Source organism: Catenovulum agarivorans YM01 (assembly GCF_000281085.1).
GTDB lineage: Bacteria > Pseudomonadota > Gammaproteobacteria > Enterobacterales > Alteromonadaceae > Catenovulum > Catenovulum agarivorans.
On the sequence record NZ_JH767546.1, the window covers coordinates 1 to 16561 of the forward strand.

General features: G+C 40.0%; 15 protein-coding genes. All 15 read right to left on the minus strand.

Annotated features, from left to right (window positions below; all coding sequences use genetic code 11):
- Positions 1–232: 232 nt before the first annotated feature.
- Complete coding sequence (rpoS, locus tag WSC_RS0120845; protein ID WP_016957901.1) at positions 233–1207, minus strand: RNA polymerase sigma factor RpoS; 975 nt, start codon at positions 1205–1207, stop codon at positions 233–235.
- A gap of 58 nt (positions 1208–1265) precedes the next feature.
- Positions 1266–2081 carry a peptidoglycan DD-metalloendopeptidase family protein gene (locus tag WSC_RS0120850; protein WP_016957902.1) on the minus strand — a complete coding sequence of 272 codons (816 nt, stop codon included), beginning with the start codon at positions 2079–2081 and terminating at the stop codon, positions 1266–1268.
- Positions 2082–2105: 24 nt separating this feature from the next.
- Positions 2106–3050, minus strand: coding sequence for a DUF368 domain-containing protein (locus tag WSC_RS0120855; RefSeq protein ID WP_016957903.1), 945 nt, complete (start codon positions 3048–3050; stop codon positions 2106–2108).
- 15 nt (positions 3051–3065) lie between these two features.
- Positions 3066–3713, minus strand: coding sequence for a protein-L-isoaspartate(D-aspartate) O-methyltransferase (locus WSC_RS0120860; RefSeq protein ID WP_016957904.1), 648 nt, complete (start codon positions 3711–3713; stop codon positions 3066–3068).
- Between the two features lie 33 nt (positions 3714–3746).
- Positions 3747–4502: a 5'/3'-nucleotidase SurE gene (gene surE, locus WSC_RS0120865; protein WP_016957905.1), complete on the minus strand. Its 756-nt coding sequence runs from the start codon at positions 4500–4502 to the stop codon at positions 3747–3749.
- Positions 4483–5529: a tRNA pseudouridine(13) synthase TruD gene (gene truD / locus WSC_RS0120870; RefSeq protein ID WP_016957906.1), complete on the minus strand. Its 1047-nt coding sequence runs from the start codon at positions 5527–5529 to the stop codon at positions 4483–4485. The genes surE and truD overlap by 20 nt, the downstream gene beginning before the upstream one ends.
- Positions 5526–6002: a 2-C-methyl-D-erythritol 2,4-cyclodiphosphate synthase gene (gene ispF, locus WSC_RS0120875; RefSeq protein ID WP_040395439.1), complete on the minus strand. Its 477-nt coding sequence runs from the start codon at positions 6000–6002 to the stop codon at positions 5526–5528. The genes truD and ispF overlap by 4 nt, the downstream gene beginning before the upstream one ends.
- Entirely contained in the window at positions 5998–6696 is a 699-nt protein-coding gene (ispD, locus tag WSC_RS0120880) for a 2-C-methyl-D-erythritol 4-phosphate cytidylyltransferase (protein ID WP_016957908.1), read from the minus strand. Before ispD ends, ispF begins: the two co-directional genes overlap by 5 nt.
- 10 nt (positions 6697–6706) lie before the next feature.
- Positions 6707–6985 (minus strand): cell division protein FtsB, encoded by a 279-nt coding sequence (gene ftsB, locus WSC_RS0120885; protein ID WP_026016986.1) that lies wholly within the window; start codon positions 6983–6985, stop codon positions 6707–6709.
- A gap of 3 nt (positions 6986–6988) precedes the next feature.
- Positions 6989–7624: a hypothetical protein gene (locus tag WSC_RS0120890; protein WP_026016987.1), complete on the minus strand. Its 636-nt coding sequence runs from the start codon at positions 7622–7624 to the stop codon at positions 6989–6991.
- 100 nt (positions 7625–7724) lie between these two features.
- Positions 7725–9020, minus strand: coding sequence for a phosphopyruvate hydratase (gene eno, locus WSC_RS0120895; RefSeq protein ID WP_016957911.1), 1296 nt, complete (start codon positions 9018–9020; stop codon positions 7725–7727).
- A gap of 70 nt (positions 9021–9090) precedes the next feature.
- Positions 9091–10725 carry a CTP synthase gene (locus WSC_RS0120900; protein WP_016957912.1) on the minus strand — a complete coding sequence of 545 codons (1635 nt, stop codon included), beginning with the start codon at positions 10723–10725 and terminating at the stop codon, positions 9091–9093.
- A 142-nt stretch (positions 10726–10867) separates the two neighbouring features.
- A complete protein-coding gene (locus tag WSC_RS0120905; RefSeq protein ID WP_016957913.1) occupies positions 10868–13261 on the minus strand; it encodes a glycoside hydrolase family 31 protein in 2394 nt (797 codons plus the stop codon).
- A 155-nt stretch (positions 13262–13416) separates the two neighbouring features.
- A complete protein-coding gene (gene lpdA / locus WSC_RS0120910) occupies positions 13417–14847 on the minus strand; it encodes a dihydrolipoyl dehydrogenase (RefSeq protein ID WP_016957914.1) in 1431 nt (476 codons plus the stop codon).
- Positions 14848–14914: 67 nt separating this feature from the next.
- Positions 14915–16561, minus strand: a 1647-nt coding sequence (gene aceF, locus WSC_RS23665) for a pyruvate dehydrogenase complex dihydrolipoyllysine-residue acetyltransferase (protein ID WP_040395431.1), incomplete at its 5' end; no start/stop codon positions are given.

A 16561-nucleotide genomic window follows, 5' to 3' on the forward strand; every position in this document is an offset into this window, starting at 1 on the left:
AAGTTTTTTGACTGTTCGGCTAAATAACGTACGAAACGGCTATTTTTAGTACTTAACTGTCTAAAATTTACCACTCTATAACGCTTGAAAGCCCTACTAAGCTATATGCTATACATACAAAGCAGCATTAAAATTAATAAAAGCTTGCAGATAATGACAGGAAAAATGGATTTCTTTTGTGAATAAAAAGAAAAAGGCTGCAAAAGCAGCCTTTTAGTTACTAGCCTAGTTATTACATCTGGAATAAGGATTCCATTGAAAGTCCCTGATGGGACAATATATCTTTTAAACGACGTAATGCTTCTACTTGGATTTGACGCACTCTCTCTCTGGTCAATCCAATTTCTTTACCCACATCTTCTAAAGTAGATGCTTCATAACCCAACAATCCGAAACGTCTTGCTAATACTTCACGTTGTTTTGGATTTAATTCTTCAAGCCAATGCACTATGTTACTTTTAATGTCATTATCTTGAATGGTTTCTTCAGGTCCTTCGTATCTATCGTCAGATAGAATATCTAACAAGCCTTTGTCGGAATCACCACCCATAGGAGTGTCGACTGAACTAATTTTTTCGTTCAAGCGCAGCATTTTGCTGACTTCTGAAACCGGCTTATCTAATTTAGCGGCAATTTCTTCCGCGGTTGGTTCATGATCAAGTTCTTGAGCTAACTCACGTGCTGTTCTTAAATAAACGTTTAATTCTTTAACAACATGGATTGGTAATCGAATTGTACGAGTTTGATTCATAATCGCACGTTCAATAGTTTGACGTATCCACCAAGTCGCATAGGTTGAAAATCTGAATCCACGTTCTGGATCAAACTTTTCAACAGCACGAATTAATCCCAAGTTACCTTCTTCAATTAAATCTAATAAAGCTAATCCACGGTTATTGTATCTTCTAGCAATTTTCACCACTAAACGTAGGTTACTCTCGATCATTCTTTTGCGAGAGGCTTCACAGCCTTTCAAAGCTTTGCGCGCAAAATAAACTTCTTCTTCAGCTGTTAATAGAGGTGAGAAACCTATTTCACCTAAGTATAACTGTGTTGCATCAAGGTTTTTATTAAGATCTTCAGAGGTGATGACTTCTTCTGCTGAATTATCATCGTTTGAGTTTTCAATATCTTCAAGTGCGATGTCGTCCACATCAACATTTGCTTCAACGGCTTGTTTGGTGTTCGTGCTTTTTACCTGGCCCATATTTCATCTCCTGGTTTATTAGTCACAGCAACTAGTTCAGTCCTTAAAGTATCCTAAGCTATTTTTTTGGCAAAAATTTTTCAGGATCCACGGTACTTCCCCTAAATCGCACTTCAAAGCGCAATTTGACTTCATCCGTGTCAGTATCACCCATATCAGCAATGTGTTGACCCACTGTAATCCAATCTTGCTCTTTCACCCGATTGACCTGATTATGTGCATATGCACTTAAATAGTCATCCGAATGTTTGATGATGATCAGGTTACCGTAACCACGCAGTGCCTTTCCTGCATAAACTACCTTACCGGAGTTTGCTGCATATATGGGGTCTCCCCTCTTACCTGCAATTTCTAAGCCTTTGTTGCCAAGTTCTGCATTTGAGAACCTAGCTACAATCTTACCACTTGCAGGCCACCGCCAGCTACCTAGGTCAAACCCTATCGGGTTTTTAACTTTGTTAACATTTTGTTTACCTGATTTAAGGTACTCCTGCTTAGATGCAGTTGCAACCTTTTTTTCAGATTTACTTATATCAATTTGTTTTGAGGGGCTAAGTTTTTTAGATCCTTTTGAATTATGTGACTTATTCAGGACTAAGGTTTGACCAGGAAATATCGCATAAGGCGGTTTAATATTATTTTGGCGAGCAAGCTGTATAAATTCAACACCCGCTCTAAATGCTATGCTATAGAGCGTATCTCCCTTCACGACTGTGTATTTAGATTGCTGTAAACTATTAGGTTCAAAATCGAAGATACTTTTACCACGATATACGGAGTCAACTGGAGCAGGTCCAGTACGTTGAGCACAAGCACTTAAACATAGGCTTGTAATCAATACTTTAATCCATATCAGCTTGCTAGTTGACAACATATTGGCAAAGAACCATCCAAATAACTATTTTAGTTTGTTCGCGAATCGCTCTAACAATACCACCAAACTCAAACCGAACAATGCAAAAGCTGATACAAGTATCAGCTGGCTCTCGTTGTTGGTAATCATAGAATAAGCACTAGGGAGAACATTTTCCTGTATTAATGGCACTTGTTCACCATGTCTATTAGTGTAAGTTGTCAACACCTGCTTCCAAGGCCAAGTCACATTAAGCGAACCAATTAAAAAGCCAATTAACATTGCAATGGTTACATCATGAAAGCGGCTTAATAGCCACGACAAAAAGCGTGAAAAGACCAGCAACCCAGCGATACATCCACCTCCGAAACTGGCTAGTGCTATTATATCCAAGGAATTAATTGCGTTTAAAAATACTGGATACAAACCAACAAGTAACAAAATAAAACTGCCAGATATACCAGGTAGAATCATCGCGCATATAGCAACAAAGCCACCTAAAAACAAAATCCAATTGTCATCGGGGAGTTGTGCGGGTGATGAGACAGAGACACAGTACACGAACAATGCACCAACAAACATACTTAGGTAATTTTGCCATTGATGATTTTTTAGTTTAGTCACTAGCAAATAGACTGACGCGGCAATTAACCCAGAAAAAAAGCCCCAAACTAATAAAGGTTGTGAATCGAGTGCTAATGTAATCAAGGCAGCAAAGGTTTTTAAGCTCAGTAGTATTCCGCCAAATACCGCCAATAAAAACCACCCATTGATGTATTGCCAAGCTGAAGAAAATCCTTGGCTAAAAAGTAACTTGATAGCATGGGGACCAATTTTTTGAATTGAACCTATCAGCTCATCGTATATGCCACTGATAAAAGCGATAGTGCCACCAGACACGCCAGGCACTACATCTGCCGCGCCCATTGCCATGCCTTTAAGTGTTAAGAAAGCATACTCTTTTTTACTTCGCTGAGGCTGAGCGCTCATATTTATTCCTTTATTTTATTCAATATCGCCTTCAACAAGCGGTACAAATTTAACGTTCGCAATATCTTTAATTTCAAAACCTTCTTCAGTACGAGTAACAAGTTTTAATCTCTGCTCTTCTATACCAATAGGGATAACCATAATGCCACCCACTTTCAATTGATCTTTGAGCTTTTGTGGCATTGAAGCGGCAGCAGCCGTTACGATAATTGCATCAAAAGGCGCTTTACTCGACCAACCTTTCCAACCATCACCATGTTTTAAACTGATATTGTGTAAGTCTAACTGACGCATTAATCGTCGAGCTTGAAACTGCAGTGACGCAATACGTTCTACTGAAAATACTTTATCAACTAATTGAGCTAGTACCGCAGTTTGATAACCACAACCAGTGCCAATTTCCAATACGTTATTAACCGGAATGTTTGCCGACAAAATAATTTCTGTCATACGCGCAACAATAGCCGGTTGCGAAATAGTCTGGCCTTTACCAATAGGTAAAGCGGTATTTTCGTACGCTTTATGAATTAAGGCTGGCTGAACAAAAGCGTGACGCGGCACTCGAGCGATTGCCTGTAACACTCTTTGATCTTTAATTCCTTCTTGTACCAATAGTTGAGCAAGACGCTCGCCGCTACGGGCTAAATTTAAACTTACCGACATGATTTTAAACACTACTTTAAGATTAAAAAGATTCTAACAAATTTCTATTTGTGCAAGCCAGTGCTCTAGCTCGTTTATTGTTTTATATGCTGTCATATCAACCGTTAATGGTGTGACTGAAACAAAATTTTGTTCAATTGCAGCAAAATCTGTATCCGCTGTATTGTCTTTAACTTCGCCCACAGGTCCATACCAATATATTTCTCGACCGTGCGGGTCAAAGGTTTTCACCATAGTTTCCGCTTGATGGCGTTTACCACAACGTGTGGTTTTAATGCCTTTTATTTGCTGCTTGGTGACCGGCGGGACATTAACATTGAGAATTTGATCGTTTGGCAATGGATGTTTCGCCAACTGACTGATAATAGTCGCCGCGACACTTGCAGCAACTGAAAAGTCCTGACTATTATAATCGGCCGACGAAACAGCAACTGCGGGTAAGCCCATGTGCCGACCTTCGGTTGCCGCTGCTACAGTACCTGAATAAATGACATCATCGCCTAAATTAGCGCCATGGTTAATCCCTGACACCACAATATCAGGTTTTACCTGACACAGTTGATTAATACCTATATGCACACAATCTGTTGGTGTACCGTTAACTGAATAAAAACCGTTGTCATGTTTAGTCACACGCAAGGGATTAGTTAAAGTTAGGCTATTGCTAGCACCGCTGCAGTTTCTATCTGGTGCGATGACAGTCACTTGATGCTCTACAGACAATGCCTGATACAAAGCAGCTAAACCTTGGGCAAACACACCATCATCATTACTCAGCAGTATGCGCATGGTTTTTACTCGCATCTGTATAATTTATAATTTCACGCAATACCGAGGTGGCAAAACAGCCTGCCGGCAAAACAAAAGATAAAGTTAAATAACTATCTTGCTGCTTTTGTCCAAACTGCCAATTAAATTCATCAACAGGTAATTGTAAGGCGCGTCTATCTTGTTTTAGTCCTTCGGCAGTTAAACCTTGCACTATTTCTGGATATTGCTGTAACAGGCTTTGCTCTATCTCAGCCACTTGCCCTTGGACAATAGCTTCACCAGCGCCAAACATAGCACCACTTAACAATACATCACCTTGGTTAAAGCGTTCAATCGTTTCTGCTTGCACCTGTGCTTCAACAAAAAATGAGTGGCTACCTTTTAACACAAAGGCATCACCGTCTAGCGGCTTGAATAAATCTTTTTCAATTCGGTAATTAAGAATTTGGTTAAATAACTCTGAACGGGCTGCTGAAATAAACAAGCCTTTAAGTTTTTTGTCACGCACAGTTAATTCACCACTGAACATCTTGACTGCTTGTTCAACGTTATCACCATATTTACCAAATCTTTGTTCGCCGAAATAATTAGCTACACCTAATGCTTTTATTTTTTCTAAACGTTCAACCAGTTCTTGCTGAGCAAAATCTGTTAACTTAACTGCGATATTAAACTTGTTGATTTTGTGCGTGCCGATTTTAAGTTTTTTACCATGACGCTTCATTTCTAATACTTTGGCGCCAGGTAACTCAATTGCAGGAATGTCTTTTTTGATTGGCCAAGGTAAACAAAACCATTGGCGAGTGACAGCATGACGGTCTTTCATACCAGATGTTGAAACTAATCTTGCAGCAATACCAAATACTTTGGCTAACTGTTTGGCAATAAACTGGGTATTTTGTCCGTCTTTTTCAATCCATAACCATAAGTGTTCACCTTGCCCGTCTAGTTCAAAGTGCATCACTTCTTCTACATAAAAGTCTGCATTGTTGTTGCGGATTGAACCTGTAGCCTGTGGCTCACCATGTAAGTAAGCTAAATTCATGCGATTTCCTCTAACAGTACAACAGCTTCAACTGCAATACCTTCTTTACGGCCGGTAAAACCTAATTTTTCAGTGGTGGTTGCTTTAACATTTATTTGTTCGATATCACAGTGAAAATCTTCAGCGATAATCTGGCGCATTTGCGCTAGATGTGGTGCCATTTTCGGTGCTTGGGCAATAATAGTGATATCTGCATTACCTAATTGGAAATTTTTCTGCTGCATCAAACCAATAACATGTCTTAATAATATTCGGCTATCGATATTTTCGTATTCAGCAGCTGTGTCTGGAAAATGGTTGCCTATATCACCTAGTGCAAGTGCACCTAATATAGCATCAGTTAAAGCATGCAAAGCAACATCTCCATCTGAGTGTGCTAAAAATCCTTGTTCATAAGGGATCTTTACCCCACATAAAACAATTGGCCCTTCGCCGGCAAATTTATGTACATCAAAACCATGACCGATTCTAATTTTCATTTTGTTGACTCCCTAAATAAATGGCGGCAAGTTTTAAGTCTTGCGGGCGGGTGATTTTAATATTGGTATCAGAGCCTTCGACAAGCTTAACCGGATGACCGGCTAACTCCATTGCAGAGGCTTCATCCGTAATCACTTGTTCGTTTGACAAATTCTGGCTAATGGCATTGGTTAATAAATCAGTTGCAAACATTTGTGGTGTATAAGCGTGCCATAAACACTCGCGTTCAACTGTATGTTGAATTTGTTGCTGGTTATCTGAGCGCTTCATGGTATCTCGTACTGGCGAAGCTAAAATAGCACCAATTTTTTGCGCAATAACTTGCTCTGACAACTTAACTATGTCTGCGGTTAATACACAAGGACGCGCAGCGTCATGCACCATAACCCAAGGATGTTGCTTGGCATTTAATACTTGTAAACCAGCCAAAACAGAGTCCGCTCTTTCTTTACCACCCACCACAAACTCAACTTTGTCGGAAAGTTTGTCTTTGAGTGTTTGAATGTATTCATCGTTTGCGCCAACCGCGACTACAATTTTATCAATAATGGTAAGGCCAGCAAAACGTTCAATTGTATGTTCAAGAACAGTTTTACCGCATAAAGGTAAATATTGTTTGGGGATATTTGACTGCATGCGTTTACCAACACCTGCAGCTGGAATAACAACAGCAATAGAAGGATTCATTATTTTTTGCTTATTCACTATTTGGAACTATTCGGTAAAAAACTTCGTTTTGCTTGATTAAACCCAACTCATTACGCGCTTTTTCTTCTATCGCTTCAATGCCCGACTTTAAATCTTCGATATCCGCTAACATAATTTTATTGCGTAATCTTAATTCCTGATTCGCGTTCTCAAGTTGGCTCACTTTACCACTCAAACTTTGATATTCGGAATATGCATTGTCGCCAAACCACAAGCGATATTGCAGTAGGATAAAAATAACAATCAATAGATTCCGAAAGAGTTTCATAAGCTAATGGGGAATTTTCATCGGTTTGTTTAAATTAGGCCAGTTAATAGTGCTAGATAATAACAGTTCGCGCAAGGTTAAGGTGCGGGGAAACGTAGTATCTCCACCTATCCATGAATGACCGCAACATGCGGCTGTCATAGTATCTTTATTTGCTTTAACAATTTTTAAGTTAACACTATCTAAACTTTGGCCATTGAGGTTAAACCACCCCTGTTCATTTAAACGAATTTTTCCGTCTGATGTAGCATCAATACAATCTAATCTATACCAAGTGACGCCATTTTCGTTAACTAGTACAGGTAAAATCAAACCAATTTGCGCATATTTATTTAACCACTCAAATGTCATGTCTGCAGTGATTTTTTCAGCGGGATTACGGCGTTTTTGTTTGCCCGACCAAGTACCGTTTTGCGTATCAAGCTGGAGTGGATTTTCCAACGACATTAGAGATTCAGCAGCTCTTTTGATATAAAAAGGTAAAGCGGCTAAACGCTTACTTAAACGAGAAGGTTCAAGGTTAAATTCGGCTAAGAGTTTTAGTTCGCGTTCGTAGAACACATTACACAACTGCGCATAGGCCAGCAAGCGTTTGCTGTCTTGGGCAAAATCTTGTTGTTGTGCAAAAAAGTCTACCAAAACCAAATACTCCAGATAAAAAAAAGGTGTTTTAACTGAATTTCAATTAAAACACCATAGTATTATCAAATTATCGCTAGAAAAACTAGCGAGTCAGCAATTATGCTTGACCTTTGATTTCAGAACGACCGTTGTATACAGCTTTTTCCGCTAATACTTCTTCGATACGTAATAATTGGTTGTACTTAGCAACACGATCAGAACGGCTCATTGAACCAGTTTTGATTTGGCCAGCAGCAGTACCTACTGCTAAGTCAGCAATAGTTGCATCTTCAGTTTCACCAGAACGGTGAGAGATAACAGCTGTGAAACCAGCATCTTTAGCAAGCTTGATAGCTTCTAAAGTTTCAGTTAAAGAACCGATTTGGTTGAACTTGATTAAGATAGAATTGCCGATGCTTTTCTCGATACCTTTTTTCAAGATTTTAGTGTTAGTTACGAATAAATCGTCACCAACTAACTGAACTTTAGAGCCTAATTTTTCAGTTAATACTTTCCAACCATCCCAGTCACTTTCGTCTAAACCGTCTTCGATAGAAACGATTGGGTATTGAGCAACTAAGTCACCTAAATAATCAGCAAACTCTTCTGAAGTGAATGATTTACCATCACCTTTTAAGTTGTATTTACCGTCAGCGTAGAATTCAGAAGCTGCACAGTCTAATGCTAAAGTTACTTCTTCATTCATTTTGTAACCAGCTAATTCAACCGCTTCAACTATTACTGCTAATGCTTCAGCGTTTGATTTAAGGTCTGGTGCAAAACCACCTTCGTCACCAACAGCAGTATTATAACCTTTTGAGTTTAATACTTTTTTCAAGTTATGGAAGATTTCAGCACCCATTTGGATTGCTTGACGGAAAGATTTAGCACCAACTGGTTGAACCATAAATTCTTGGATATCAACATTGTTGTCTGCGTGCTCACCACCATTGATGATGTTCATCATAGGAACTGGCATGCTGTACTGACCAGAAGTACCATTTAAGTCAGCGATGTGCTCGTATAAAGCAACACCTTTTTCAGCTGCTGCTGCTTTAGCTACTGCTAAAGAAACCGCTAAAATTGCGTTTGCACCTAATTTATCTTTGTTTTCAGTACCGTCTAATTCGATCATTAAACCATCTACTGCTGCTTGGTCTAAAGCATCTTTACCGATTAATGCTGGTGCGATTACGTCGTTTACGTTAGCAACCGCTTTTAATACACCTTTACCTAAGAAACGTGTTTTGTCGCCGTCACGTAATTCTAACGCTTCACGAGTACCAGTTGATGCACCTGATGGTGCTGCAGCGCGACCAAACGCACCACTTTCTAAATATACGTCTGCTTCTACAGTTGGGTTACCACGTGAATCGATAATCTCGCGACCGATAATTTTTGCAATAGTAGCCATTTTTAGTCCTCTTTAAATTACTTTGGCAGGGATACTTTCCCTGCCGTGTGATTTTGTTTAGTCTTCTTAATTAATTGTCTTGCTTTTGACACTCGTACGCTGCAGCAACAAATCCTTTGAATAGAGGATGGCCATCGCGTGGTGTCGATGTAAATTCTGGATGGAATTGAGCAGCAACAAACCAAGGGTGATTTGGCAATTCAATTACTTCAACCAGTTTTCGATCTGCTGAAAGACCTGAGAATACAAGACCTGCTTTCTCAAGTTGTTCAATATAATGGTTATTTACTTCGTATCTATGACGGTGACGCTCATAAACTTCAGTTGAGCCATAAGTGTCTGCCGCTTTTGAACCTGATTTTAAATGACACAACTGGCTGCCTAAACGCATGGTGCCGCCTAAATCAGATGTTTGATTACGCGTTTCTACATCACCTTCAGAATTCAACCACTCAGTGATTAAACCAACTACTGGGTGCGGCGTTTCAGAGTCAAACTCTGTGCTATTCGCAGCTTCTAAATTTGCCACGTTACGCGCAAACTCAATTAACGCCATTTGCATGCCTAAACAAATGCCTAAATAAGGAATATTGTTTTCACGCGCATGTTGCGCAGCCAACATTTTACCGTTAGTACCACGCTCACCAAAACCACCTGGCACTAGGATAGCGTCTAATGATTTAAGTTTTTCAATACCTTTAGATTCTAAGTCTTGTGAATCTATATATTCGATATTGACAGTTAAACGGTTTTTCAAACCTGCGTGTTTTAATGCTTCGTTTACTGATTTATACGCATCAGCCAACTCAACATATTTACCCACCATACCTATAGTCACTTCACCCATTGGGTTTGACTCTTCGTATAATACTTGTTCCCACTCAGTTAAATCTGCTTCTGGGCAGTCGATATGGAAACGACGAGTAATTAATTCATCTAAACCTTGTGATTTTAACAATGCAGGAATGCGATAAATGCTATCTACATCTTTTAACGAGATAACCGCTTTTTCTTCTACATTGGTAAATAATGAAATCTTTTTACGCTCGTTAGCTGGGATAGTATTTTCCGAACGGCAAATCAAAATATCAGGCTGAATACCAATTGAACGCAACTCTTTTACTGAGTGCTGAGTTGGTTTAGTTTTAACTTCACCTGATGCTTTCATGTAAGGCACTAAAGTTAAGTGCATGAACATAGCATGCTCACGACCAATTTCTGTGCCTAGTTGGCGAATAGCCTCTAAGAAAGGTTGTGATTCGATATCACCCACTGTGCCGCCAATTTCAACTAAAGCGATATCAGCACCTTTAGCACCATCTACTACACGACGTTTAATTTCGTTAGTGATATGTGGAATAACCTGAATGGTTGCACCTAAATATTCACCTTTACGCTCACGCGCAATTACGTCTTGATAGACGCGACCTTGAGTAAAGTTGTTACCCTTAGTCATTTTGGTACGAATAAATCTTTCGTAGTGACCCAAATCTAAGTCAGTTTCAGCACCGTCTTCGGTAACGAAAACTTCACCATGCTGAATAGGACTCATGGTTCCTGGGTCAACGTTAATATATGGGTCTAATTTCATGATGGTGACTTTTAAGCCACGCGCTTCAAGAATCGCCGCTAACGATGCCGCAGCAATACCTTTACCGAGTGATGAAACCACCCCGCCAGTTACAAAAATATATCTAGTTGTCATGTGGAACCTGAATTTGAAACGAAAGAATTATAGACAATACAGACGGGAGCGAAGTATAGCAGAGAGATAACAAACAAAACAAACTTACTGTGGGTATATAGTGATATTATTTCGCAATACCCACAGTTCAGATGTTGAATATTTATCGCCTATTAATATTTATGTGTAAATCTTGTTGATTTTGCTTTAACTCAATTAACAAAATTTTGCTGTCTGGATTAAATTGATAATTGCTTACAGCAGTGGAATTAACCTCTACTGCTGATACTTGCTCTATGCCATGTAACATCAACTGGATAGTGCGATCTCCAGCTTCATTGGTGTATTTTTTGCCGATATGGCGTTTAATGTTAATTTGTATATTAGCTTCAGATTCTTCGGCAATAAAATCCATTTGCTCATATTGCTGCTTTTGATAAGCATCAACTGTTACACCATCATCTTCATACATACTCGCGTTAAATTTACCGGCTTGGTTTGCTAGATAATAATGCAGCTCAAGTTTGCTACTATCATAATGTTTGGCATTATTCACTTCAGTTAACATTGGGATGAAACTTCCGCCCTTAACGAATACAGGAATAGTTTCGATATTTACCGGTGTTTGATGTGTTTGCCCACCAGCCACTTTTTTGCCATCCCAAAAGTCGTACCAAGTACCTTGAGGCAAACTAACGGCTTTAACTTTTACGCCTGCATTCACTATTGGCGCTACAAACAAACTATCCCCCCACATATATTCATTGGCCGTTAACCAAGCCTGTTGCTTGTTTGGTTCAACAAATGAAAGAGGTCGCATCAGTGGTGTACCCTGTTGGCTATTTGCAAATACCATACTGTAAAGATACGGCATCAAACGATAACGCAGATTAATAAAATGTTTGGTTATACGTTTAGTTTTCTCATCATGGAATACAGGCTCTGATGCAACCGCTTCTTGGGCGTGTGGTCGATAAATTGGTTGGAAGACACCATATTGCAACCAACGAATATACATTTCAGCATCCCAATTATCGCCAGCAAAACCACCTAAATCTGAATGGGTATAAGCCAAACCAAATAAGCTCATTTGTAAGCTGAGTTCTACTTGTGGTTTTAAGCCGTCCCATGAACGACTGACATCGCCAGTCCACGGAATAAGGCCATAACGCTGTGAGCCTGCAAAACCTGAACGCATTAAAATAAACGGACGTTTTTCTGGAAAATATTCTTGTTGTTTTTCAAAAACAGTTTGCGCCCAAACGTGGCCATATGCGTTGTGGATATGGTCGCCCCTTCCGACACTATGAATAATGTCATCAGGGTGCACTTCAGGTTCACCTAAATCGCCCCACCAACCTTCTACGCCCAATTCCATTTGTTGTTGGTAATACTGCCAAAACCAATCTCGAGCTTTGGGGTTAAAAATATCAACAAGGCCTGTATTGCCAAAAAAGAAGTCATAAGTATAAGCTTGCCCCGATGCATAGGTTGCTAAAGCTTGATTAGCTACTGCACTCGACCACTGTTTTGAGCTGGTTAAAATAAAAGGCTCTGTGATTAAAACTGTATTAACACCTTGCTGTTTAAAATCACTGATCATGTTTTTCGGATTTGGAAAAGCTTGTTTATCCCAAACTAAGTTGCCCATGTGACCTTGCACATCTTTACCAAACCAATATAAGTCAAAAATAATCCCATCAAGTGGAATATCTGCTTGGGCAAATTTATCCACGACAGTGCGAGCTTCTTCTTCAGTATGATAACCAAAGCGCGAAGCTAAATAACCTAAAGCCCAACGCGGTGGCATAGGTTGAGTACCTGTTAACTGCACATAATTTTCAACTATATGTTGTGGGCTATCCCCTGCAACCAAATAATAACTTGCGCGACCTGATACAGCAGAAAACATCAACTGATTTGAATTGGTTTTCCCCAGATCTATTGTGCCTTTAGCTGGGTTATCAAACATCAGCATATAACCCTGATCAGATAACACACCAGGAATACTATAATTCATCTGCTCAGAATGTGTGCCGTAACCATAATGAGCTCTGTTGTATAAAGGGAGTTGATGGCCACGCCGATTCATGCCCAACACACGCTCACCGGCACCAGCAAGAATTTCATCTTTGCTTAATTGAAAAGCAATTTTTATTGGATTTTTATCGGGTTTGTTGTCGGGATCAGGTTTTGTATCCGCCACTTCGGCAGTTAATAATTTATTTTGGTAATAAAACGACAAATTGAACGGCTGTTTTTCGACTACAACTGTTAAGTCTTTTAAGCTATAGATTAACTGATTTTGTCCACTGGTTAGCTGCCCTTGTTGTGCACTAAGGTTTTCGGGCAAGCTATATGATGCTTGCGAATGGACATCAGATAAATACTGCACCTCAACCACATATGGATTGAAGTAACGAATAGACACGTCACCTTGGTCTGTAGTGATAATCAGTTGCTGTCGTTTTAATTGATGCTGTTGGTATTCCCATGCAAATAAGCTGCTGGATAGCAGCGAAATACACAAATAAACAAATAACTTAAAAACCTTCATTGTCCTAACCCTAAAATAAATTTTGTGCGCATGCTAACAAGCTTAGAGTTAAGTTTAGGTTAAGTCGTTGATTAGTGCAGAAACAAAAACACCTGCCTCAGCAGGTGTTTATTAAATTGCCCAAACAAGTTTAGGCTTAACGCAAAAGCGCTGAATTATTTTTTCTTAGCTTTTTTGTTTGGAATGTCGGTAATTGAACCTTCATACACTTCAGCAGCTAAACCAACTGATTCATGTAAAGTTGGGTGAGCATGAATGGTTAATGCGATGTCTTCAGCATCACACCCCATTTCAATACCTAAACAGATTTCACCTAAAAGTTCACCTGCATTGCTACCTACGATACCACCGCCAATTAATCTATGCGTTTCTTTTTCGAAGATTAATTTAGTGAAACCGTCTTGTGCACCTTGTGCAATTGCACGGCCAGAAGCAGCCCAAGGGAATACTGCAGTTTCGTATGCAATACCTTTCTCTTTAGCTTCTTTTTCTGTCACACCAGCAAATGCAACTTCAGGATCAGTATAGGCAATTGAAGGGATAACTTTAGGGTCGAATACGTGTTTTTGACCAGCAATTACTTCAGCAGCAACGTGCGCTTCGTGTACAGCTTTATGCGCAAGCATAGGTTGACCAACAATGTCACCAATTGCATAAATGTGTGGCACGTTAGTTTTAAGCTGATTGTTTACTTCAATAAAACCACGATCCGTTACTGTAACACCCGCTTTGTCAGCATCAATTAATAAACCGTTTGGTGCACGACCAACAGCTACTAATACAGCGTCATATTTAACTGGCTCAGCAGGAGCTGCTTTGCCTTCAAAGCTTACGTAGATACCATCTTCTTTCGCTTCTACCGCAGTTACTTTAGTTTCCAACATTATGTTGTTGAATTTTTTGCTGATAGATTTAGTGAAAGTTTTGATGATGTCTTTGTCAGCAGCTGGGATAAGTTGGTCCATGAATTCAACTACGTCAATTTGTGCACCTAATGCACTATAAACTGAACCCATTTCTAAACCTATAATACCACCACCTAAAATTAACATGTTGCCAGGAACAAATGGCATTGCTAATGCGTCAGTAGAATCCCATACACGTGGATCTTCGTGTGGAATAAATGGTAATTTAACTGGACGAGAACCAGCAGCGATAATTGCATTATCAAAGTTTACTGTAGTTACTGAACCATCTTCAGCTTCTACTGCAATGCTGTTAGGGCCAGTGAATTTGCCGTAACCGTTAACTACGTTAACTTTACGCATTTTCGCCATACCAGCAACACCACCAGATAACTGACCTATTACTTTATCTTTGTGCGCGCGCATTTTGTCGATGTCTACTTCAGGCTTAGCGAAAGTAACACCTTCGTGTGCCATGTTTTGCGCATCAACTAAATGTTTAGTTACGTGCAATAAAGCTTTTGATGGAATACAACCAACGTTCAAACATACGCCACCTAAAGCATTGTAGCGTTCAATTAAAGTGACTTCTAAACCTAAGTCGGCTGCACGGAAAGCCGCTGAGTATCCGCCTGGGCCAGAGCCTAATACGACAACTTGAGTTTTAATTTCTTTACTCATAACGTCCTCTGAAATTTTGTTCTGGGTGAGCTATCAACCCACCCTGTTGTTAGATGCAAGAATAGTGTTATAGCACTAAACGTCGAATATCAGATAAGTTCGCAGCTACCTCTACAGAGAAACGCGCGCCTAAAGCACCGTCAATTACTCTGTGGTCGTAAGATAAGCTCAACGGACACATCAATCTTGGTTCAAAATCTTTGCCGTTCCATTTTGGTTTCATATCAGCTTTTGATACACCCAAAATAGCCACTTCAGGCCAGTTAACGATAGGGGTAAATGCTGTACCACCAATTCCGCCTAAGCTAGAAATAGTGAAACATCCACCTTGCATATCTGCAGCCGTTAACTTACCAGCACGTGCTTTTTTACTTATTTCCATTAATTCATTTGATAAAGTCTCAAGTCCTTTTTGCTCAACATCTTTAATTACAGGTACAACCAAACCATTTGGTGTATCTACTGCAATACCGATGTTAACGTACTTCTTAAGAACAATTGACTCACCATCATGAGACAATGAAGAATTAAACGTTGGGAACTTAACCAAAGCTTTAGCCACAGCTTTTAAGATAAACACTAACGGCGTATGTTTAATACCCGTTTGTGCTTTAGCGTGGTAAGCATTTTCGCTCTTACGGAATTCTTCTAATTCAGTAATATCCGCTTCATCGAATTGAGTAACATGAGGAATGTTAACCCAGTTGCGGTGTAAGCTTGGACCTGAAATTTTTTGTATGCGTGATAAAGGTTTAACTTCAACTTCGCCAAACTTAGCAAAGTCGATTTTTGGTGAAGACATGACTTTAAAGTCACCTGCATTTGCAGATGAAGCACCCGCTTCACTACGAGGTTTAGCCAATTCAGCTTTCACCCAGTTTTGCACGTCTTCTTTTAATATACGTCCTTTACGGCCACTACCTTTAACTTTAGCTAAATCCACACCAAATTCGCGCGCAATACGACGAACAGATGGACCAGCATGTACAGTGCCGCTAGTTGCCACTGGAGCAGCTTCAACAGGTGGTGCTTTTGGCGCAGCAGCAGGCATAGGAGCTGGTGCAGGCGCGCTCGCCGCAGGTGCTGGAGCAGGTGTCGCAGCTGACGCTGCACTTTGAGTTTCAACTAACGCAATTAAGCTGCCTTTGGAAACTTTGTCACCAACGGTAACTTTTAATTCTTTAACCGTACCAGCAAATGGTGCAGGCACATCCATAGTGGCTTTGTCTGTTTCTAAGGTTAATAAACCGGCTTCAGCTTCTACAGTATCACCTACTGCAACTAATAACTCGATTACATCAACGTTTTCAGCATCACCAATATCTGGTACAAAAACTTCTTTAATTTCAGCAACTGCTGGTGCACTTGCCGCAGGCGCTGGTGCAGGAGCAGCTTCAGCAACTGGAGCAGGTGCTGCTGTTGCGCCGGCAACTTCAAGCATTAATACTAATGAGCCTTGAGAAACCTTGTCGCCAACTTGAACTTTAAGTGACTGAACTTTACCTGCTTGTGGGCATGGTACGTCCATAGTGGCTTTGTCAGTTTCTAAGGTGATTAAACCTGCTTCTGCTTCAACCTCGTCACCTTCGGCAACCAATAATTCGATGATTTCAACATCAGATGCATCACCAATGTCTGGTACTGTTACTTCAATAACAGAACTAGATGCAGCAGCAGGCGCTGGCGCGGCTTCTGCTACAGGAGCCGATGCAGG

Excerpts from the sequence above, each read along its gene's own strand:
- rpoS (WP_016957901.1), bottom strand. The coding sequence starts at position 1,207 with ATGGGCCAGGTAAAAAGCACGAACACCAAACAAGCCGTTGAAGCAAAT.
- WSC_RS0120850 (WP_016957902.1), bottom strand. The coding sequence starts at position 2,081 with ATGTTGTCAACTAGCAAGCTGATATGGATTAAAGTATTGATTACAAGC.
- WSC_RS0120855 (WP_016957903.1), bottom strand. The coding sequence starts at position 3,050 with ATGAGCGCTCAGCCTCAGCGAAGTAAAAAAGAGTATGCTTTCTTAACA.
- WSC_RS0120860 (WP_016957904.1), bottom strand. The coding sequence starts at position 3,713 with ATGTCGGTAAGTTTAAATTTAGCCCGTAGCGGCGAGCGTCTTGCTCAA.
- surE (WP_016957905.1), bottom strand. The coding sequence starts at position 4,502 with ATGCGCATACTGCTGAGTAATGATGATGGTGTGTTTGCCCAAGGTTTA.
- truD (WP_016957906.1), bottom strand. The coding sequence starts at position 5,529 with ATGAATTTAGCTTACTTACATGGTGAGCCACAGGCTACAGGTTCAATC.
- ispD (WP_016957908.1), bottom strand. The coding sequence starts at position 6,696 with ATGAATCCTTCTATTGCTGTTGTTATTCCAGCTGCAGGTGTTGGTAAA.
- ftsB (WP_026016986.1), bottom strand. The coding sequence starts at position 6,985 with ATGAAACTCTTTCGGAATCTATTGATTGTTATTTTTATCCTACTGCAA.
- eno (WP_016957911.1), bottom strand. The coding sequence starts at position 9,020 with ATGGCTACTATTGCAAAAATTATCGGTCGCGAGATTATCGATTCACGT.
- WSC_RS0120900 (WP_016957912.1), bottom strand. The coding sequence starts at position 10,725 with ATGACAACTAGATATATTTTTGTAACTGGCGGGGTGGTTTCATCACTC.
- WSC_RS0120905 (WP_016957913.1), bottom strand. The coding sequence starts at position 13,261 with ATGAAGGTTTTTAAGTTATTTGTTTATTTGTGTATTTCGCTGCTATCC.
- lpdA (WP_016957914.1), bottom strand. The coding sequence starts at position 14,847 with ATGAGTAAAGAAATTAAAACTCAAGTTGTCGTATTAGGCTCTGGCCCA.